Here is a 20,821-nt window from a genome sequence, read left to right as displayed (position 1 = left end):
GAGACAAGCAATGAGCACAACAAAGAAGAACCTCAAGGCGCTGGGCGTAAATGTGGCCCTGGGTGCCACCCTGAACGCGGCCGTGATTGCAGGAGCAAGCGCCAGCGAGCTTGAGCAACGCTGGCTGGACATGATCGCCAGTGGTGAGGCCTATCCCGCAGAAATCCTGCTACCGCTGTTCGAGCAACTTGCGCCTGTGGATACCGAGTTCATGCTCGGCACCTGGAAGGGCGGCACGTTTGACGGCGGCGCAGAACCGGACCCGATCAATTGGTACGGCAAGCGCTTCAATTCGACCACTGATGTCGAGCCACTGCTGGTACTGGATGCCGAAGGCAAGGTACAAACTTTCGGCAAGCTTGGCGGCGCACAGATGCGCGAAATCAAATACAACGGCGTCACCTCCGCCGCACTGATCTACGACAGCCAACCGATAATGGACTACTTCCGCAAGGTCAATGACGATGTGGTGATCGGGCTGGGTGACATCAAGGGCAAGCCTACCGACTTTGTCTTTCATCTGACCCGCGAATGAGTTGGCAAATCAGGTTAGGATAAGCTTTGAACCTCACCGGCCATACGCTGGCCGGTGTTATACAAAGCATCCGATGGAGAAGCAAACGTGTCCAGCCTGGTTCCCGCCATTGATCCCGATGGCCTGCTCGAATACTCCGTGGTTTTTACCGATCGCTCGCTGAACCACATGTCCGACACCTTTCAGCAGGTCATGCGCGATATTTCCGCGACTCTCAAAGACGTTTACCAGGCAGCAGCCGTGGCGGTGGTGCCCGGCGGCGGTACCTATGGCATGGAATCGGTAGCCCGCCAGTTTGCTCAAGACCAGCGCTGCATGGTTCTGCGCAATGGCTGGTTCAGTTATCGCTGGTCACAGATTTTCGCGATGGGCCGCCTGCCCGCTGAAGAGATCGTACTCAAGGCGCGCCAGACCTCCGCTGACGAGCAAGCTCCATTCACCCCAGCACCTATTGATGAAGTGGTTGCCAGCATTCGCGAGCACCAACCGAGCCTGGTGTTCGCCCCGCATGTGGAAACCGCAGCTGGCATCATCCTGCCGGATGACTACCTGCGCGCCGTTGCCGATGCAGTGCATGAGGTCGGCGGCTTGTTCGTACTCGACTGCATTGCATCTGGCACCGTCTGGGTCGACATGCAAGCCTGCGGGGTGGACGTACTCATCAGCGCCCCGCAGAAGGGCTGGAGCGCCTCGCCGTGCAGCGCACTGGTAATGCTCAGCCCGCTGGCACTGGAGCGCCTTGAGGGCACCACCAGCAGCAGCTTTGCCTGTGACCTGAAGAAGTGGCTGCACATCATGCAGGCCTACGAGAACGGCGGCCACGCTTACCACGCGACCATGCCCACGGACGCGCTATTGCAGTTTCGCAATACCATGCTGGAAACTAGCAACTATGGCTTTGCCAAGGTCAAGCAAGAGCAACTCGAACTAGGCCGAGCCGTGCGGGCGCTGTTCAGAGAAAAGGGCTTTAACAGCGTGGCGGCAGAAGGGTTTGAAGCTCCCGGCGTGGTCGTAAACTATACCAGCGAGGACAACCTTCAGAACGGCAAGGCCTTTGGGGCCTTGGGCCTACAGACCGCCGCCGGCGTCCCGCTGATGTGCGACGAACCGGCCAGCTTCAAGACCTTCCGGGTCGGGCTGTTTGGCTTGGACAAGCTGCACAATATCGAACGCACTGTCAGCCACCTGCGCAAGGCGCTGGAAGCGCTGTAAAGCAACTGACGGTTTACTGATGGTCGCTTGTCTGCACCATGATCTCTTCCATCTTCAGCCCGGTCAGACCATGGATGGTCTTCCACAGATAAACCAGAATCAGCACCATCATGATCATCGACGGTATGGCGATCATCGGGTAACTGACCAGGGTCATGCGCCCCAGCTCTTCGTTGAACGCCTGCGTGCCCGCCGGACTAACCACAATCCACTTGGCGACGATGAAGTTCATTACCGAGGAGAAAAAGAAGGTGCCGGCTAGAAAATAGGTCGCCTTGAGCAAACGCTCTTCGAACACCTCTACCAAACCGCGCTCGGCGAGGCGATCATGGATCAGATCCACGTTCAGCACCTTCTTGTTGTACAAAATGGTGCGGATCAGCGGGAAACGGGTGCGGGTCGAGATCAAGACAGCGAGGCCAATGACCCCAGGTACAGCGGCTTCCTTGATCGCCAGCCACTGCGGGTCCAGTTTCAGCAAACCGATGCCGCCAGTAAGGAAAACACTGACTACCCCGAGCAACGCAATAAAATTGAATTTGCGATAGCGAATCAGCTCGAACAAGCCCCAACCCAGCGGAAAAGCCAACGCCAGAACCAGTGCCTGGCTCGCTCCCAGATGCTCCTCGCCGCTGAACTTCATCAATATCACTGACGGAATCAGGATACTGACCAGCAGATCGATCATCGGCCGTGGCTTGTGTTGCGGTTTGTCTTGCGGCGTATGCGGACGGGTGTCGGTCATGGGCAATCAACAGCGCTCTTCAGAGTGTGCGGGCATGATACACGGCTGCAACGGACGGACTCCAACTCATCTGACCGATAGCCAGCCGATTCATCAAACAGCCGAGACGATAGTCCAAGCCAGATAGCCGGTATAGCCTACGTAGACCAGCAGCAAGCCGCTGCCTTCCAGGCGATTGATGCGGCCCAGCCGGTCCTTGAAGGTAAATCCCATCAGCAGCAGACCCAACGTCAGGGCAAACATCACCACCCAGTCGCGGTACAACACCACTGATTCCACCGCCATCGGCGCGATACCCGCGGCAATCCCAACGACCGCTAGCGTATTAAACAAACCCGAGCCAATCACATTACCCAAGGCCAGGTCATGCTCATTCTTGCGAATCGCCACCAGTGCCGAGGCCAGTTCGGGAAGGGAGGTGCCTATCGCAACAATGGTCAGCCCGATGACCAGATCACTGACCCCCAGACTCTGAGCAATATACACCGCGCCCCAGACCAGTATGCGTGAGCTGATGACCAGCAACACCAGACCCACGACCAACCAGATCAGCGCCGTGCGCAACGGCATTGCGTTGTCCTTGAGTTCCTTGTCGTAGTCGCTTTCCAGTGTATCGCCACGGCTGCGTAGCCCTTGAAAGACCGACCAGCCCATCAGTACAAAGAATACCGCTATCAGCACCCAGGCGTCGTTACGGCTGAGCTGCCCATCGATCAGTTGATAGCCTGCCAGCAGCGTAATGCCGAGCAGGATAGGCAATTCCTTGCGCACGACCTGGGAGTGCACATTGATCGGGCTGATCAACGCAACCAAACCAATGATCAGCGCAATGTTAGTAATGTTCGAGCCATAGGCATTCCCCAGTGCCAGGCCGGGGTTGCCCTGCGACGCGGCGAGAGCAGACACCACCATTTCCGGGGCAGAAGTACCAAAACCGATAATCAACATACCGATCAGCAGCGGCGGCATGCCGAAATGGGTTGCCGTAGCGGAGGCGCCACCAACGAATTTGTCTGCACTCCAGACCAACAGAATCAGACCCGCGATGACTGCAGCAGCTGCCAGAAGCATGATGAGCTATACCTTGAAATGTCTCGGGCGGCTATTATGGTGCAAAGGCCGCCGCACGACTAGCGCCTCAGCATGCGCCTTGCTGCCGCTGACGCTCCTCCTCTACCAACTCCTTCTTGGATAGTTTGCCCACCGGGGTCTTGGGTAGCGCGTCGCGAATGTCCATTGCCTGAAGACGCTCATGCTTGCCCAACCGTGGCTCAAGAAAGGCCTGCAAGGTAGCAAAGTCGAATGCCTCGGCACCGGCCTTGAGCTTGATAAACGCTTTGGGCGCCTGCCCGCGATAGGGATCATCCACACCAATGACAGACACCTCTTCAACTGCAGAGTGCTCGTAAATGGCTTCCTCGATGGTGCGCGGATAGACGTTGTAACCGCTGCACAGGATCATGTCCTTGGTACGGTCGACGATATACACCCAGCCATCTTCATCCATGTAACCGACATCCCCCGTACGCAGAAAGCCATCCGCAGTCATGGCTTCTGCCGTCGCATCCGGGCGTTTCCAGTAACCGGCAGTGACATTGGGCCCAGCGATGCAGACCTCGCCTTTCTCGCCAACGGGAAGCTCACCCTCTGCGCCATCAAGCGGAACGATCTTGATGCGTGCTCCAGGCACCGGCAAACCACAGGAGCCTGGATGCGGCACGGCCTCCTTGGGTGTGAAAGTACCGCTGGTGGTGGTTTCAGTCATGCCCCAGCCTTCGCGCAATGCGCAACCAGCAACCTCCTGATAGCGCTGTTGCACATCCAGCGGTAATGGCGCACCGCCGGAGTTGCACATTTTCAAAGACGTTAGATCCAGCTCCTGGGTCAAGGGGTGGGCCAGCAGGCCGATAAACATGGTCGGCACACCGGGAAAGGTAGTAATACGGCTGTTATGGATCTCGCGCAGCACTGTTTCGGCATCGAAGCGCGGGTGCAGGTACACCTCTGACGCCAGCCGCAAACTGAACAGCATGTTGATCATCAGTGCATAGATATGAAAAGGCGGAAGTACGGCCAGGACCCGCTCCTGGCCAGGCTGCAATGAACTGTCGAGAATAGCCTGTAGCTGCGCACAGGAACTAGTCAGATTGCCATGGGTGAGCATGGCGCCTTTCGGCAGACCAGTCGTGCCCCCGGTGTATTGCAATACCGCCAATGTGCTTGCTGGATCATCAATCGGGTAGGCAACAAATTGGCCATCGTTATCCAGCACCGCTGAGAACGCATGACAGTCGGCAGTGAAGTTCACCGCCGCTGAGGGTCCCAACTGACCTTCCTGAGCATCGCAGCTCGCGCCGCAGAACTCGGTGAGTTGGCCGACTACCAGCGTTTTCAGCCGGGTAGCGTCAAGCAGGCCGACGATTTTCGGATAAAAAGCCGCCAGATCCAGCGTAACCATGAGATCGGTTTCGCTGTCCTCAATTTTGTGCGCCAACGTGCGCTCGGCATCCAGCGGCGAATAGTTGACCACGGTGCCACCCGCACGCAGCACGCCAAGAAAAGTAATAAAATAATGCGGGCAATTCGGCAAGTAAATGCCCACATGTATGCCCGGCTTAACGCCCAGCGCCTGAAAGCCTTTGGCCGCGCGCGCGACTAACTGATCGAGTTGGCGATAACTGAGCTTGTGGCCGAGAAAATCGATAGCCGGATTATCAGGGAACTCGGCAACCGCCGCCGCCAGCAACCCCCAGACTGGCTGCGCTGGCAAGGGTGCATCCCAATGGATGGATTCGGGGTAGGACTTAAACCAGCGCAATTCTGCATTCACGGCACGCCTCCACAGGAGTGATGTTGTTCTTGTCTATGCAGTGAAGGTAGCGCGCCCTATGCTTGCCGAGAAGACAAATCCATGCCGGATATGCACGGTCATAGCGCAAAACGTGAGCACAAATGCGCTCAGTTATCTGGCCGTGCAGCTCAGTTCATCCAGCCATAACCTGATAGCGCGCGCTGATTATCGTCCAGATCAAATCCGAACAGGCGCTCGGGTAATCGCAGACCGCCCAAACCGAATGCCGCATGCAACAGGCACAATGACGCATCATCCAGGCTGCGCTGCCGATTCTCAGGACTGGGGTGCGCCTGGAGTGCACTATCCGATAGGGCCTCATACCATCGCTGTTCATCTACCCATTGATTCATCAGATTGCGCCAGTAAGGGTCATGCGGGCTGCGATAGCGCTGCGGCTCAACATCGAGCGGTACCTGATCAAGACAGACCAGTAACACCTTAGATTCACGCCAGCCTTGCAGAGCTTGGCCCAGCTCGCGGCACTGCTCCATGCTCATAGCGACGCTCAGGCGCAGCTCGATATAATCGACTGGCGTTTGCTCGAACAACATCGACACCAAAGCCTCTACGCTCGTAGAAGTGTTTCCATGGCGGGCCAGCGGACACCCCAGTTTGGACAGTATTGCGCTCAACTGACCCTTGAAACGTCCGGCGGTGGCGGGACCAAGTAATTGCGGCTGGCCCGAATCGGCGCTGGCGGTGATAAACACCACCGCGTCAATCCGATTGTTGGAGTCGACCAGTCTGCCGATGAGTGATAGCGGGCGAGGCGCATCAGCTAGACTATCGCGGCAGGATAAATACAACACCGGCAAGCGCTTGTGCGTTACCGGTTGCTGCAAGCCCACGCCGATCATCAGCGCCTGACCTTGCTGGCCGGTTCACCACCGATACCGAAGTGCGCTTTGGGCATTTCACTAATGATGACCCTGATACTCGGCAGCGGCGCATCCAGCGCACGGGCAATCGCATTGCTGACTTCGCGGATCAGCACTTCCTTTTGCTCGTCGGTACGCCCTTCGAGAATATGCAGTTGTGCAATTGGCATAATCAGTCCCCTCAGACAAAGCGGGCTGAAACGCTACCCAGCCCCTGATAACGTACGGTGATATTGTCCCCGGCTTGTACCGAGATCGCAGCGGTGATGCCTCCGGTCATGATGAATGTGCCAGCCGGGATATGCTCGCCCCGCTCGGCCAGCAGATTGGCCAGCATGGCCACGCTGGAGGCTGGGTGCCCAAGTACTGCGGCGCCTGCACCGACATCCACTACCTCACCATTCTTCTCGACTACTACGCCAAAGTTCTTCAGGTCGACGTCCTCGACACTGGCCATCTGACCACCGGTGATAAAGCGCGTTGAAGAAGCGTTGTCGGCCACTACGCTGATCAGGTCGAACTTAAAATTCTCGTAGCGCGAGTCGATCACCTCGACCGTGGGTACTACATAGTCGGTCGCAGCGAGCACATCACCGATATGGCAACCCGGCCCTTTCAGGGGAGCTTTGGTGACAAAGGAAATCTCCGCCTCGATCTTCGGATGAATCAACTCCGCGGTATTCACCACGCCACCGTCCGGCACGCTGAAATAATCGGCCAAAAAGCCGTATATTGGCGTTTCAACACCCATCTGCGCCATCTTTGCCCAGGAAGTCAGGCCCATTTTCAAACCGACCACCTTGTTGCCACGGGCTTCCTTGCGGCGACGGATTTCCCACTGAATATCGTAGGCGTCGGCAAAGGTCATGTCCGGGTAGTCGTTGGTGATCTTGGTAATGTCCTGGCGGTTCAGCTCGGCGTTTTCCACATGCTCGGCCAGCGCCAACACCTGTTCACGGGTCAGGGTACGTTGTTGCTCTTTCATGCTGAAAGCTCCTTACGGGCGGCCAACAGATCCAGCGCCACGTCAACGATCATGTCTTCCTGACCACCGACCATGCGCCGCTTGCCCAGCTCGACGAGAATATCCACGGCCTTGAGGCCGTATTTTGCTGCGGCCACTTCAGAGTGCCGCAGAAAGCTTGAATAAACCCCGGCATAACCCAGTGCCAGGGTTTCGCGGTCGACCCGCACCGGGCGGTCCTGTAAGGGCCGCACGATATCGTCGGCTGCATCCATCAAGGTGTAGAGATCGGTGCCGTGTTCCCAGCCCAACCGTTCGGCTGCGGCGATGAAAACCTCCAACGGTGCGTTACCGGCGCCGGCGCCCATGCCGGCCAGGCTGGCGTCGATCCGGTCACAGCCTTCTTCTACCGCGACAATGGAGTTGGCCACACCCAGACTGAGGTTGTGGTGAGCGTGCATACCGGTATGGGTCTCGGGCTTGAGCACCTCTTTCAGCGCACGAAACCGATCGCGAATGTCCTGCATGCTCATTGCGCCGCCAGAGTCGACCACGTACAGGCAGGTCGCGCCGTAGTCTTCCATCATCTTCGCCTGTTGCGCCAGGCCCTGCGGGGTTTGCATGTGGCTCATCATCAGAAAGCCGACGGTGTCCATACCGAGTTTTCTCGCATGTTCGATATGCTGTTTCGAGACATCGGCCTCGGTGCAATGAGTGGCTACGCGAACAATGCGTGCGCCGGCGCTATAGGCGTTATCCAGATCATGGGTGGTACCGATACCAGGCAGCAGCAGCGTGGCAATCTTAGCGTGGCTGATCACTTCGGCCACTGCTTCGATCCACTCCAGGTCGGTATGTGCACCAAAGCCGTAGTTGAAGCTGGAGCCCTGCAGGCCATCACCGTGGGCCACTTCGATGGAGTCGACCTTGGCCTGGTCCAGGGCACGGGCGATGTCCTGCACGTTCTTGATCGAATACTGGTGGCGGATGGCATGGCTGCCGTCGCGCAGGGTGACGTCGGAGATATAGAGTTTCTTGCCGGGATTAAATGTCATGACGGAGCTCCTTAAGCCTTGGCCTGGTTCATCGACTGCGCCATACGCTCGGCAGTCGCCAGCGCTGCGGAGGTCATGATGTCGAGATTACCGGCGTAGGCCGGCAGGTAATGGGCGGCGCCTTCGACTTCGAGAAAGATCGAGGTCTTCAGCCCGCTCAGGTGACCGAGGCCGGGGATGTTCAGCGGCTGGTCTTCGGGGATAACATCGAACTGGACTTTTTGCTTCAAGCGATAGCCCGGCACGTAGCTGTTCACCGCCTGAACCATTTCTTCCACCGAGGCTTCAACTGCAGCCTGATCGGCCAGCTCACTGAGCACATACACGGTGTCGCGCATAATCAGCGGCGGCTCGGCCGGGTTCATGATGATGATCGCCTTGCCGCGCTTGGCACCACCCACCACTTCAATGGCCTTGGCGGTGGTTTCGGTGAACTCGTCGATATTGGCGCGGGTACCCGGGCCAGCGGACTTGCTGCTGATCGAGGCGACAATTTCGCCGTAATGCACCTTGGCCACGCGAGACACAGCGGCAACCATCGGAATCGTCGCCTGACCACCGCAGGTAACCATGTTGACGTTGGTTTCGTTGATATTCTGTTCCAAATTCACCACCGGCACACAGTAAGGGCCGATGGCCGCCGGGGTCAGGTCGATGATGCGCAGGCTCGGCTTGTGGCCGCGCAGAAACACCTCGTTGTGCCTGTGCGCACCGGCTGAGGTGGCATCAAAGATAAAGTCGATGTCGCTAAACTCCGGCATCTTCACCAAACCGTCCACGCCTTCAGCCGTCGTGGCTACGCCCATGCGTGCAGCGCGGGCCAGGCCGTCAGACTTCGGATCGATACCGACCATCGCGCCCATGGCGATATGCTGGCTGTTACGCAAAATCTTGATCATCAGGTCGGTGCCGATATTGCCCGAACCGATGATCGCGGCTTTCAGTTTCTTGCTCATGATGTATTACCCTCTAGGGCGAATGCTGTTTGTGCTAACGACCCGCAATGGGGGTCAAACGAATCTCACGCTGGCGCTGCCCATGCCACCGATATCCACGCGCATGAAGTCACCGGCCTTGACCGGCTCCAGCGGTACCAGTGAACCGGAGAGGATGACCTCGCCGGCTTTCAGTGACATACCAAACCTACCCAGGGTATTCGCCAGCCAGGCCACACAATTGACTGGCGAACCCAGTGCTGCCGCGCCGGCGCCGGTGCTAAGCACCTGGCCATTCTTCTCCACCACCATGCCGCAGGTCACCAGGTCGATCTTGCGCGGGGATACCGCTTGATCACCCAGCACAAAGAGTCCACAGGAGGCGTTGTCGGATACGGTATCCTCGATTGCGATCTTCCAGTCCTGAATGCGCGAATCGACGATCTCGAAACACGGCATCACGCACTCGGTGGCGGCCAGCACCTCAGCATTGGTCACGCCTGGGCCGGTCAAATCTTTCTTCAGGATGAAGGCGATTTCGCCCTCGGCGCGGGGCTGGATCAGCCGCTGGCTGATCGGTACCGCCTCCCCGCTGTTGTAAACCATACTGTCGGTCAGATAGCCGAAGTCCGGCTGATGCACATTGAGCATGTTCTGCACTGCCTTGCTGGTAACGCCGATCTTCTTGCCGATCACTCGTTCGCCAGCGTCAAGACGCCGTTGCAGCATGCGTAGAGAAATGTGATAGGCGTCATCGACACTGATGTCGAAGCCACGACTGGTCAGCGGGCTGACCATTTCCCGTTTGAGCATGGCTTGATAGAGCTCATCGCCAAGTTGTTCGATCTGTTGCTGTTCCATTGTCAATACGCTCCTGTAGCGGCGTCCGCTTCATTGAGGAAGTCATTGACCAGTCGCGCGAAACGACCGGCATGTTCAATTTGGGTCCAATGTCCGCACTGGCCGAACACGTGCAGCTGTGCGCGCTCGATCAAATTGGCCAGTTCCAGCGAGGCCTGTAACGGAATCACCAGATCTTCACGGCCATGGACGACCAGCGTCTCGTGGCCCACAGCGCGTATCGCCGCCGGGTCGCTGGCCAGGCCATCAACCCAGCGCTGACGAGGTGCCGGGAACATCTGCGCAAACGACTCCTGAAAGCCAGGACGAATACTGGCCTGATAGCGCAGCTCGGCCAGTTCGTCGGTCACCAGATTGCGATCATAGGCAAATACATCCATCAGCCGGCGCATGCTGGCGAAGGACGGCTCGTAACCCCAGACCTCATCCAGGCCCTTGGTAATGGGGAAGCTGACGCCGACGCTCCCCATCAGCACCAGTCGCCGCACACGCTGGGGATACTTGATCGCCAGCGCCAGGGCGATACCACCGCCGAAGGAGTTGCCAACCAGGTCGGCCTGCTCGATGCCAAGCGCATCCAGCACGCCGATGGCATGCTCAACCCAGGTATCACGGCAATAATCGGGCGACTCCGGACGTTCGCTGTAACCGAACCCGAGCATGTCCGGTGCCACCACGCGGCGCTGTTGCGCCAACTCCGGTATGATCAGCCGCCAATTGGCCCAGGCCGTAACACCAGGGCCAGAACCGTGAATCAACATGACCGGAAAACCCTGACCGTTGTCGTGGACGTTGGTACGATAACCAGCGGCGAGAATTTCTCGGCCCAGTTCAGGGCTGCTCGGTTGGGTATGCAGTGGTGCGTTCATGGCCGCCTCATAGCTTTATGCAGATGTTTTTCAGTTCGGTGTAGAACTCCAACGAGTGCACACCCCCCTCGCGGCCGATACCCGACTGCTTGCTGCCACCGAAGGAGGTACGCAGGTCCCGCAGGAACCAGCTGTTGACCCAGACAATGCCGGCCTCGACCTGCGCTGCTACGCGGTGCGCACGAGTCACGTTTTCGCTCCAGATTGCCGATGCCAGACCAAAGGGCAGGCTGTTGGCCAGTGCGATGGCTTCGGCTTCGCTGTCGAACGGGCGGATATGGCAGCAGGGCCCGAAGATTTCTTCAGTCACTACCGGCGAATCGTCCTTCAGGCCGGTCCAGATGGTCGGCTGCACCCAGGCACCGTGCGCCAGCTCAGCGGGCATATCCGGTACGCCGCCACCGGTAATCACCGTGGCACCCTCGTCACGGGCTTTTTGGTAGTAGGACAGCACCTTTTCGCGGTGCTTGAGACTGATCAGTGGGCCGAAATTACTGGTTTCATCATCTGGCGGGCCGATCACCAGACTTTCCGCACCGGCTTTTAGGCGAGAAACGAATTCGTCGAAGATCGACCGCTCGACATACACCCGCTCGGTGCCCAAACACACCTGACCGCAGTTGGCGAAGGCCGAGCGCAGCGTGCCTTCGATGGCCTTGTCCATAGCGCAATCGGCGAAGACGATGGCGGCGTTTTTGCCACCCAGTTCCAGTGATACTTGGCGCACACCCTTGGCAGCCGCCTTCATGATGGTTTCACCGGTGCCGGTCTCACCGGTAAAGGTGAACGCATCTACATCCGGGTGCTCGGTGAGGAAGGCGCCAGCAGAGTTGCCGCCGAAACCGTGCACCACGTTATAGACCCCGTCAGGGACGCCAGCCGCTTTCATTACCTCGCCCAGCAGCGCCGTGGTAGTGGGGGTTTCTTCCGAGGGCTTGACCACCACAGTGTTACCGCAGGCCAGGGCCGGGCCAACTTTCCAGGTCATCAGCAGCAGCGGTAAATTCCACGGACTGATTACCCCGATGACACCCTTGGGCCGTCGGATACCGTAGTTCAATGCGCCAGTCCCATCCGGCGTAGGCATCTCGAAGGCCTCGGTGGGCACATTCTTGATCAGATCAGCGAAGACCTTGAAGTTGGCAGCACCACGGGGAATGTCAATGTGGCTGGCCAGTGTCCTCGGCTTGCCGGTGTCCTGGCATTCGGCGTCGAGAAACTCGTCAAAACGTGCATTGATGCCATCTGCGACCTTGTGCAATATCGCTGTTCGCTGCTCTACCGTCATCTGGCCCCAAGGCCCTTTGAAGGCTGCGCGAGCGGCTGCCACAGCCGCGTTTACCTCCTCGCGGCCCGCTTCATGCACGCGACTCAGCACCCGGCCATTGGCTGGATTGACGTTATCGAAGGTCTTGCCGCTGGCCGAACCGACGTACTCGCCGTTAATAAAATGTTTGATGTCTTTCATAGCTGCGCAATCCTGGTTACAAACAAAAAGATCAGGTCAGTACGGTCAGGAACCGTTCATTTAGAACCCGGTCGTGGTAGAAAATGGCTTTGCCCAGTTCGCCGGCATCCCAGGTCACAGGCTCATGATCCGGGTAGTGGTAGTCGCCACCGGCGAACACCTCGTTGCGGTTTCCGGACGGGTCAAAGAAGTAAATGGTCTGACCATGAGTGAGGCCATGGCGAGTTGGGCCAATATCAATCGAGGTATCAGTCATCGAGATCAGATCCGCCGCGCGCAGCACCTCATTCCAGTTATCCAGATAGAACGATGCATGGTGAAACTTATTCGGCTCGGGATGTTCGATAAAAGCGACGTCGTGAGCTTTGGTACTCACGGTAAGAAACTGCGCTATGCGAGTCCCATCCGGGGTCAATACCTGTTCGGCCAAGTCAAAGCCCAACACATCCCGGAATAGCTCATAGGTTTGCAACAGGTTCGGACCGTACAGCAGGCAGTGGTCAAAACGGGTGGCTCGCATGCCGCCCAGATTGCGCGGCCAGGCCTCCGGATTCCGATTGCCGACGCCCCATTTACCGGTCTGTTTTTTATTCGCGAACAACTCGAAGCTGTGCCCGGTGGGCACCACGAAACGTACCCGGCGGCCACAGTCCTGCAGCTCACCGGCAGGGATGTCCTGCACTTCGCAGCCAAACCCCACCAGTCCGGCACGGAGCTCATCCAACGCCTCTTCGCTAACGCATTTGAATCCCATGAAGTCCATGCCAGGTTCGTCTGCGGGACGCAGCACTACCGAATACTTGTCGACCTCCGTCCAGGCTTTTAGATAGACACGGCCCTGTTCGTCACGATCCATTTCGATCAGCCCCATCAGCTCCGTATAGTGTTTAACCGCAGCATCCATATCGAGCACGCGGAGCTGCACGTGACCGGGGCGCATTACACCTTTTTTCATGACCAGTACCTCATTGGATTTGTTGTTGTGTCACGACCGACGCCTTAGGCGTCCGGCATTCAATCGTCAGGTCGCTACGTGGATAAAGGCGGCAAGCCAGTACCTCTCCGCAGGCCAGAGCTGCCTCAGGCACATGTTTGCGGCTCATCGGCCCGCACTGATACTCACCACTGAGCACCTGAACCTTGCACAGACCGCAACCACCGCCACGGCAGCCGACCGGCACACAGCGGCTGGCCTGCTGTTCCATGGCCTTAAGCACACTCTGTTCGGGCTCGCAGCTAAAACGAGTGCCGCTGGCCCGCTCGGTAATCTCGTAGTTCACAGTCATGTTATTTTTCTCGACTGATGTTTCTCGACGCCTGCTTCTCGGTCCGGGGGCTTGTGCTCAGATCTTCTTGAACAATGCCGACCGGGTGGTCTCTTCAGCTCCGTCGGCTGCGGTGAAGAAGCGCTCCATAAAAATATCGCGCTCGAACAAGCGGCCCAGCATCAAAGCACTGATAGCCGAGTCGATCATCGGCGGCGGACCACAGAGATAAGCCTTGTTACCGGCAAAGCGGCCAGCAAAATATTCCTTCGCCGCTTCATGCACATAGCCACGAAAACCGGCCCAGTCAGGATCATCTTCTGCCTGGCTGAGCGCCGGTACGTAAGTGAAGTTGCTGTGCTTGGCCGCCAACTGCTCAAACAGTTCTCGGTTGTACAGTTCGTCACGGTTACGCGCGCCCTGGAACAAGGTCATCTGGCGGGTATCGCCGTGCTCGAGCAGATCCAGGATCATCGATTGCGGGCTGGATAGACCCGAGCCGCCGGCGATAAAGATCAGATCGCCTGGCTGCGAACGGCGCACGAAATATTGACCGTAGGGGCCGGACAGGCCGAGCTGATCACCGACCTCAAGCTGCTGATGGACATGTGTGGTCGCAGCGCCGCCTTCGATCAAACGAATATGCAGTTCGACCTCGTCAGCGCGGCTGGGTGGGTTGGCCAGCGAGAACGCGCGACTGCCCTCGATTCCCGGCAGTACCAGGTTGATGTACTGCCCGGCCTGGAAGGTCATCGGACGGTCGAGTTTCAGATGCACACCCTTGATAGTTGGCGACAGCGTGACAATGCCGGTTACCGTGGCGACGTAATCCTCAACCGGGTAGCCCTCAAAATCGTCGTCCACATCAATATCGGCTTCAATCACTGCATCGCTCTGCAGCGTAGCGCAGCAGGCCAGCACCTTACCCTCGTCCCGCTCGCTATCCATCAACGCAAAGGGTGAGGCTTCGCCAATGTCCACATCGCCCTCGACCACCTGAATCTTGCAGGTAGCACAGGTGCCGTGGCCGCAGGCAAAGGGCAACCATACGCCCTGGCGTAGCGCCGCTTGCAAGATAGTCTGGCCTTCTTCGACGTCGATATGCTCGCCGATCGGTTCGATAGTCAGTGAGTAACTCATATGCTCGACCTCAGCTAGCGCAACCGTTGATGCCGTTCAGACCCGGAGTGGTCAGCGTCAGCAGGCTCTTGTGATCAATCCCTTGAGCCAACAAACCGACATCGGCATTGGGGCTGAATGGTTGATCGTTCAGTTGCCATTGCGCGTGGGCGAAGTCCACTCGGGCACTGTCTGAATGCGCCGCGATGGCTGGGCGCAAAACGCCGCTGAAAAAGTCTCCCAGCGTCATGTCGGGCGCCACCAGAAAGGCGAAGGGCGAGCAGTACATCAGGTGTTTTTCCCAATACACATAAACCACCTGCATGCCGTTGAAATTGGCCACCGTGTCCTTGGGCTCAGTGATGTACTCGGATATGGCTTTGACGCTCATGATGCGTACCTCTTTATTGTTCTTGCTCATCAGGCGCAGCCGCAGACCGCGCCTGATGGCATAGTTAACGGGTATCAGGCCGCGTTTTTAGGCTTGGCAGCCTGTGGCTCGGCGGGTTTCTGACCCTTGATGGCCTGCCAGCGCTTGTGGTCTGGAGACCCCAGGTACTCGAAATTGTCTTGGCCAGCATTGATGTGGTAGTACTTGGTGACCACCGTCTCGACATCCGCTCCTTCGCAGTTGCCCTGATAGATCTGGTGCACCGGCAACCAGGCCTGGATGTATTTCTCCGGCTCGTACTTGAAGATGTCGCAGCAGCCATCCGAGCAGAAGTGATAGCGCTCGCCCTCATGCTCTAGAGTACGGAGACTGAGCTTGGTCGGGTCATCGGGTTCGGTGAACAGAGTAGGCACCTGACACACTTGGCAGAGTTGCGGCAAGGTGGTGTTGTAGAAACGCTCACCCTTTTCCTGCAACGCCTGCCAATGCTCGAAGCGTGGACGGTAGTACTGATCGAAGGTGTCCGGGTACTGCTCCGAGAGCCAGTTCATTTCCTCTTCACTGGGGATCCAGGTATGGAAGTTGGTGGCCTGGCTGTACTGGTAGAAGGTCGACCACAGCTGGTGACTGATGTGATCCTTGCCCTTGTTCGCCTCATCCTGATATTTGGGCGGGCGAATACCGTAGCGCTCCAGATCCTTGAACAGCGCACCACCGTTCTGCTCGTAATACACCTCCCAGGCGTCCTTCCAGGACATCACCTTGTTCGGCAGCATGTAGTCCATCATCATGCTGACCAGACTCAACAGGCGATAACCGCGCCAGAACCACTTGTCGATCCAGTGCTGGATAATCGGCACGTTGTCTTCATGCTGCTCGAGCATGAACTTGATCACTTCAAGCCCCAGAGTCATGTGCCGGGCTTCATCAGATTGCGCTGAGAAACCGAAGGTTACGGTGGCCATGTCGCCGTTATAGGCGGCGCCAGACATGAAGGGCACAAACAGCAGATTGGTCAGGACATACTCGAAGGAGAACGAGATTGCCGTCAGAAATTCGAATGGGCCGGCACTGCGCGCATCATCAAAGAACGACTTGGGCACCGAGAGGAACCAGACGCGATCATGCATGTGGGCAAAATCGTGCAGGCCATTGAAGTGCTTGTTGTAATGGCTCATTGCATGGATCTGTGTCTGCACATGGCGCAACTCGTCAATCGCCTGCATCTGGCAAGCGGTACGCGCACCGGCGCCGCTGAACTGCCGACCAACTTTTGCATAGCCCTGGAAGGCACCGTACTCAAGTGGTGACACGCCGGATAGAAACAACTTCAGTGCATTGACGTAGCGCGCGTCAGAAATATTCTGGTGGCCATTGTTCTGGGCAAAGGCGTCGAAGATCGCATACAGTTTTTTCTCTTTTTCGGCCTGGTATTTCCAGTAGGCATCCATGGTCAGGCGGAAGGGATCCTCCCACTTGTCCCAATCGGTAATCTTGATGCCTTCGAAATCTTCCTGCGGGAAGATATCCTTTTTCGACTGGTAGCTGGGCTCCCAGGCCATGTCGCGGGTCAGGTACTGGTACTTGTCTTTGAGACTGAGTTTCTTCTTGTTGGTCACCATGGTCCGATCTCCTAATTTTTCCACTCGAGAATGAAATGATCTTCATCCTCATCCACGTTGCCGCCAATGCTGATCACATCCAGAAGCATTTCCTGAACGTCCCACTCCCGGCCGATCATCTCTTCAACCGTTGCTCGGTTGATCACCAGGCGCTTCTCGGCCTGGATGCGAATCATGGCGGGCTGGTGCTGCACTTCGGCGTGGGGGTTGTCCTGCGTAATGGCTTCCACGATGTAACGGGCGTTGTCGTTATCCTGGAAGACGATAAAGGCGAGCTGGCTCATGCCTGTACTCCCTGGCTGTTGAGGCCAAGCTTCTTCAGCCGAGTAGCGAATTGGGCGCGCACGGCATCCAGTGCCTCACGGCCCATACTGGCGTCAGCCAATGGTGCCAGCGCTTCATAAGCACGTGGCTCCCACTGGTCCACCCACGCCTGCAGCTGGACCGCATTGGTTTCGCTCTCGGCCATCACGGTCTTGACCATGGCATCGACCCAGCGCACGGTCTCCTTGGACCAGTCGCGCATGAATTCGGTGAGCATCGACACATCAGCCGCACCCTGCCGGTCCAGCCATTGATCGAACTCCTGATACATCAAGGGATACAACAGGCCATCAATGATCAGGTTCTGCGTCAGGCTCAGTTCGAACCAGTCCTTGATCACCAGCGTGTCTTCGACCAGCCGGCGCATGGGCTGCCACAGCGCATCATCCATCCAGTAGGTTTTCGAGCGGTCCAGTGCTTCGCCGGTACCGCCATCGATGATCAACGCTATACGCGACAGATACTGGCCTGCTCCGAGCCGATCCATGGCCTGGTAGATATGCATTTGGGTCACAGTGCCGGCGATGCAATCGCCAGCGACACCACTGTTGTTCATGTTTGCGCCCAGCTCGACATGCCGCAGCGGCACCAAAAAACGCAACAGGGTTTCTTGCAGGGCTTCCGGCAACCGAGTGATCAGGCCGCGCTTTTCACAAAAGCTGTAGCTGTGCTCGGTGGCTTCCTGCATCTTGGCGCGGTTCTGAACATAGGCGCCGTAATAGAACTGACGGGGATCGGTCACGCTGTGCCAGTCAGCCATGCGGATACCGGTGCGCGTCGGATCATTGAGCGTACGCTCGGGATCCCACAACGGCTTGTAATGGAAGTTGGTCACCGCTTCGATATCGAAGCTGGCTTCTTGATAACGGCTCGCCGGCTTGTCGCCAAAACGCCGCTTGATGTTGCTGTAGGTATTGCGAATCGGCTCGACCGAATTGGTCTTGATTTCAATGCTCATATCAACGCTACCGTCTTGTTTTTGTAAGGGTGTACGAACCTGTTGGATCAGCGGCTTCCGTGCTCACCAAAACGCCACTTGACCATCTCCTCATCCACTATCCGAGCCATCTCTTCACTCATATGCTGCACATGGTTGTGCTGACAAAAGTGCTCGAAGGCCGCCCAGGGGAGGACCAACTCAACAAACAGATCGGGGTAGCCGATGGCGAAGTCGAACTCAACCAGGCGGGCGCCGGGCTCACTGCGTACGCGAACATATCGGGGCATCTGATCAAAAGTTTGTGCGGGTTGACTCATAACGCTGTCACCTGTGCTTGTTGTTGTGTGAAAGCAATAGAGCAACGCTTGTGCCAAGAACCGGGACCCTGACAAAGAACACGTACATCTCTTTGTTAAATAAAGATTTTTATTTATATATTAAAAAAGGTGAAGCCTTTGGCAAAACAGAAAACCCGCTGAAAACCCCGAATTTTTAATCATTTGATCAAATGCGCGAGAGCGTTCACGCAAATGCTCAGGCCACGGCGACGCCGCAGCACTTTTTCATCATTTGGTTGATTTTTAGGTGAATCCGAGTAGAAGATGAAAAGATAAAAACTGCCGTCGCATGCATCACCCCTGAGACATCTTGACGCCGGCAACGCCTCCGCTAATAAAAATAGGCAAACGCCATGGCGATCAGCTACAAGCCCCATGTTCAGTACTCGGACTATATGGACCTGAGCGAACAAATCCGCTTCCAAAGCGCTGATGGAAAGATCTGGTTCGGAGAACAGCGCATGCTATTGCTGCAGGTCTCAGCCATGGCCAACTTCCGCCGCGAACTGGTCAACAGCCTGGGCATTGAGCGCGCCAAAGGCTTCTTTATGCGCATGGGCTACCAGTCCGGGATCAAGGACGCCGAGCTGGCCAGGCACCTGCGCCCGCACTGCAGTGAGCTGGATATTTTTCTCGCCGGCCCGCAGCTGCACTCACTCAAGGGAATGGTAAAGGTGCGGCCGATCCAGATTGATCTGGACCAGGAGTCCGGAAACTTCTATGGCGAGCTAGAATGGATCGACTCCTTCGAAGTAGAAATCTGCCAGACCGAATTGGGCATGATGGATGAACCTGCGTGCTGGTCACTGCTCGGCTACGCCTGTGCCTATACCTCCTCGTTCATGGGTAGGGAAATCATCTTCCGCGAAACTCACTGCCGGGGCCGCGGTGACGAGAAATGTCTAATTGTCGGCAAACCCGCAGAGGAGTGGGAAGACGCTGAGGCATTCCAAGAGTACTTCCGCAGCGACCCGATCATAGAGGAACTTTACGACCTGCAGAGCCAGTTGAGTTCGCTACGTACCAGCCTGGAAAAGCAGCAGGGACAGTACTACGGGATCGGCCAGTCGCACGCCTATAAAACCGTGTGCCAGATGATCGACAAGGCAGCCACGGGCAAGGTTTCGGTGTTACTACTGGGAGAAACTGGCGTCGGCAAGGAAGTCATCGCACGCAGCGTACACCTGCGCAGCGAGCGCGCCGAGCAACCCTTCGTGGCGGTCAATTGTGCGGCGATTCCACTCGACCTGATCGAAGCTGAACTGTTCGGTGTCGAAAAAGGCGCTTATACCGGCGCCAATCAGTCGCGCCAAGGCCGTTTTGAAAGAGCCAATGGCGGCACCATTTTCCTTGATGAGGTAATTGAACTGTCACCCCGCGCCCAGGCTACGTTACTACGAGTGCTGCAGGAAGGTGAGATGGAACGGGTAGGTGATGCCCGCACCCGTGCGGTTGACGTGCGCGTGATTGCTGCAACTAACGAATCCTTGGCCGAAGCGGTAGAAAACGGCCGCTTCCGCGCCGACCTGTATTACCGTTTGAATGTCTTCCCAGTAAAGATTCCACCCTTGCGCGAGCGCCTTGAGGATCTGCCTCTGCTGGCCGAGCATTTCCTGAAGAAGTTTCACGGCGAATATAATAAACGCACCCTCGGGCTTTCCGACAAAGCGCTTGAACTATGCCTGCATTACCGCTGGCCTGGGAATATTCGCGAACTCGAAAACGTCATCGAACGCGGCGTCATACTGACCGACAATAACGAATCAATCAGCCAGGACTCGTTGTTTGCAGTGTTTCCTGACAACCCGGAAAGCAAATACGAAGAGCGTCTGAACGCGACCGGGCAGTTGGTCGATGTCAAATCAACGGCTGCAGTGGATGGCGATTGGGCCACCCGCATCATCACTGAGGGCATCAGCCTTGAAGTGCTGGAGCAGCAGCTGATGTACAAAGCCATGGATATGGCTCAACAAAATGTCTCCCAGGCCGCCAGACTACTCGGCCTAAGTCGCCCGGCCCTGGCCTATCGATTAAAGAAGATCGACTCCTCGCTCTGACCCTGCACTTTCCCATAGCGGGTTGCCCGCCCGCTTGAACACCCTGACCGGCAATCAAGTCCTCGCTCGTTTCCAAACGGCCAAGGCTGCTTTTGCGCATTTTATCAAAAGAGAAAACGCGCCTGCGACTTTGATCAATTGGTAAATAAACTCACCCACCGCGCTTGCTCCCCACTGCGCCGAAGGCGCTTTAGAAACTATAAAAGCTGATATTTAACAAATACCTGCACTCATAAGCGGGGCAATAAGACCCGTACTGGCACGGCCGTTGCTAGAAGCTGTTCAGTCGCTTTGCTTATACAAAAACAAAACAGTGGTGACGTAACATGCTTGATGCCCTATGGCGCTCTGTGCGCCCGCCGTTTAACCGGGCGGTTGCAGGAGCTGAG

The 20,821-nt window shown here is 57.1% G+C and carries 22 protein-coding genes; 3 read left to right on the top strand and 19 right to left on the bottom strand.

The genetic code is table 11. The annotated features are described in order from the left end of the window. Positions 1-10: 10 nt before the first annotated feature. Complete coding sequence (locus K787_RS0119240) at positions 11-535, top strand: DUF4334 domain-containing protein (protein ID WP_022964442.1); 525 nt, start codon at positions 11-13, stop codon at positions 533-535. An 87-nt stretch (positions 536-622) separates the two neighbouring features. After that, complete coding sequence (locus tag K787_RS0119235; protein ID WP_022964441.1) at positions 623-1,747, top strand: aminotransferase class V-fold PLP-dependent enzyme; 1,125 nt, start codon at positions 623-625, stop codon at positions 1,745-1,747. A gap of 13 nt (positions 1,748-1,760) precedes the next feature. Here K787_RS0119235 and K787_RS0119230 read toward each other — a convergent pair whose 3' ends face one another. The 19 genes from K787_RS0119230 to K787_RS0119140 form a co-directional block, all read right to left on the bottom strand. Beyond that, a complete protein-coding gene (locus K787_RS0119230; protein WP_022964440.1) occupies positions 1,761-2,492 on the bottom strand; it encodes a VC0807 family protein in 732 nt (243 codons plus the stop codon). Positions 2,493-2,585: 93 nt separating this feature from the next. After that, positions 2,586-3,563: a calcium/sodium antiporter gene (locus K787_RS0119225; RefSeq protein ID WP_022964439.1), complete on the bottom strand. Its 978-nt coding sequence runs from the start codon at positions 3,561-3,563 to the stop codon at positions 2,586-2,588. Positions 3,564-3,630: 67 nt separating this feature from the next. Continuing rightward, complete coding sequence (locus tag K787_RS0119220; RefSeq protein ID WP_022964438.1) at positions 3,631-5,322, bottom strand: long-chain-fatty-acid--CoA ligase; 1,692 nt, start codon at positions 5,320-5,322, stop codon at positions 3,631-3,633. Between the two features lie 149 nt (positions 5,323-5,471). Next, a complete protein-coding gene (locus K787_RS0119215) occupies positions 5,472-6,203 on the bottom strand; it encodes a hypothetical protein (protein ID WP_022964437.1) in 732 nt (243 codons plus the stop codon). Further along, positions 6,203-6,394, bottom strand: a complete 192-nt coding sequence (thmT, locus tag K787_RS0119210) for a 2-hydroxymuconate tautomerase (RefSeq protein ID WP_022964436.1) — start codon at positions 6,392-6,394, stop codon at positions 6,203-6,205. The genes K787_RS0119215 and thmT overlap by 1 nt, the downstream gene beginning before the upstream one ends. Before the next feature lie 11 nt (positions 6,395-6,405). Then, a complete protein-coding gene (gene dmpH / locus K787_RS0119205; protein WP_022964435.1) occupies positions 6,406-7,209 on the bottom strand; it encodes a 2-oxo-3-hexenedioate decarboxylase in 804 nt (267 codons plus the stop codon). Beyond that, complete coding sequence (gene dmpG, locus K787_RS0119200; RefSeq protein ID WP_022964434.1) at positions 7,206-8,243, bottom strand: 4-hydroxy-2-oxovalerate aldolase; 1,038 nt, start codon at positions 8,241-8,243, stop codon at positions 7,206-7,208. Before dmpG ends, dmpH begins: the two co-directional genes overlap by 4 nt. An 11-nt stretch (positions 8,244-8,254) precedes the next feature. After that, entirely contained in the window at positions 8,255-9,199 is a 945-nt protein-coding gene (locus tag K787_RS0119195) for an acetaldehyde dehydrogenase (acetylating) (RefSeq protein WP_022964433.1), read from the bottom strand. A 54-nt stretch (positions 9,200-9,253) separates the two neighbouring features. After that, complete coding sequence (gene dmpE, locus K787_RS0119190) at positions 9,254-10,039, bottom strand: 2-oxopent-4-enoate hydratase (RefSeq protein ID WP_022964432.1); 786 nt, start codon at positions 10,037-10,039, stop codon at positions 9,254-9,256. A gap of 2 nt (positions 10,040-10,041) precedes the next feature. After that, complete coding sequence (locus K787_RS0119185; protein ID WP_022964431.1) at positions 10,042-10,908, bottom strand: alpha/beta fold hydrolase; 867 nt, start codon at positions 10,906-10,908, stop codon at positions 10,042-10,044. A gap of 7 nt (positions 10,909-10,915) precedes the next feature. Further along, the gene (locus tag K787_RS0119180) at positions 10,916-12,376 is read right to left on the bottom strand and encodes a 2-hydroxymuconic semialdehyde dehydrogenase (RefSeq protein WP_022964430.1); all 1,461 of its coding nucleotides are present in this window, start codon (positions 12,374-12,376) and stop codon (positions 10,916-10,918) included. Positions 12,377-12,407: 31 nt separating this feature from the next. Further along, the gene (locus K787_RS0119175) at positions 12,408-13,331 is read right to left on the bottom strand and encodes a catechol 2,3-dioxygenase (RefSeq protein WP_022964429.1); all 924 of its coding nucleotides are present in this window, start codon (positions 13,329-13,331) and stop codon (positions 12,408-12,410) included. Positions 13,332-13,341: 10 nt separating this feature from the next. Beyond that, positions 13,342-13,662 carry a 2Fe-2S iron-sulfur cluster-binding protein gene (locus tag K787_RS0119170; RefSeq protein ID WP_022964428.1) on the bottom strand — a complete coding sequence of 107 codons (321 nt, stop codon included), beginning with the start codon at positions 13,660-13,662 and terminating at the stop codon, positions 13,342-13,344. Positions 13,663-13,719: 57 nt separating this feature from the next. Beyond that, the gene (locus K787_RS0119165) at positions 13,720-14,781 is read right to left on the bottom strand and encodes an NADH:ubiquinone reductase (Na(+)-transporting) subunit F (protein WP_022964427.1); all 1,062 of its coding nucleotides are present in this window, start codon (positions 14,779-14,781) and stop codon (positions 13,720-13,722) included. A 10-nt stretch (positions 14,782-14,791) separates the two neighbouring features. Beyond that, on the bottom strand, positions 14,792-15,181 hold the full coding sequence (locus K787_RS0119160) for a phenol hydroxylase subunit P4 (protein ID WP_022964426.1): 390 nt from the start codon (positions 15,179-15,181) through the stop codon (positions 14,792-14,794). A 44-nt stretch (positions 15,182-15,225) separates the two neighbouring features. Further along, positions 15,226-16,773, bottom strand: coding sequence for an aromatic/alkene/methane monooxygenase hydroxylase/oxygenase subunit alpha (locus K787_RS0119155; protein ID WP_022964425.1), 1,548 nt, complete (start codon positions 16,771-16,773; stop codon positions 15,226-15,228). 11 nt (positions 16,774-16,784) lie between these two features. Continuing rightward, positions 16,785-17,057, bottom strand: coding sequence for an MmoB/DmpM family protein (locus K787_RS0119150; protein WP_022964424.1), 273 nt, complete (start codon positions 17,055-17,057; stop codon positions 16,785-16,787). Beyond that, positions 17,054-18,055, bottom strand: a complete 1,002-nt coding sequence (locus tag K787_RS0119145; RefSeq protein ID WP_022964423.1) for an aromatic/alkene monooxygenase hydroxylase subunit beta — start codon at positions 18,053-18,055, stop codon at positions 17,054-17,056. The genes K787_RS0119150 and K787_RS0119145 overlap by 4 nt, the downstream gene beginning before the upstream one ends. A gap of 47 nt (positions 18,056-18,102) precedes the next feature. Then, on the bottom strand, positions 18,103-18,354 hold the full coding sequence (locus K787_RS0119140; protein WP_022964422.1) for a phenol hydroxylase subunit: 252 nt from the start codon (positions 18,352-18,354) through the stop codon (positions 18,103-18,105). Between the two features lie 374 nt (positions 18,355-18,728). On the opposite strand from K787_RS0119140, the gene K787_RS0119135 reads away from it, so the two are divergent. Next, on the top strand, positions 18,729-20,432 hold the full coding sequence (locus K787_RS0119135) for a sigma-54-dependent Fis family transcriptional regulator (protein ID WP_022964421.1): 1,704 nt from the start codon (positions 18,729-18,731) through the stop codon (positions 20,430-20,432). The last annotated feature ends 389 nt before the right edge of the window (positions 20,433-20,821 follow it).

Source organism: Halopseudomonas pelagia CL-AP6 (assembly GCF_000410875.1).
Classification (GTDB): domain Bacteria; phylum Pseudomonadota; class Gammaproteobacteria; order Pseudomonadales; family Pseudomonadaceae; genus Halopseudomonas; species Halopseudomonas pelagia.
This window is presented reverse-complemented; position numbering and strand designations above follow the sequence as displayed.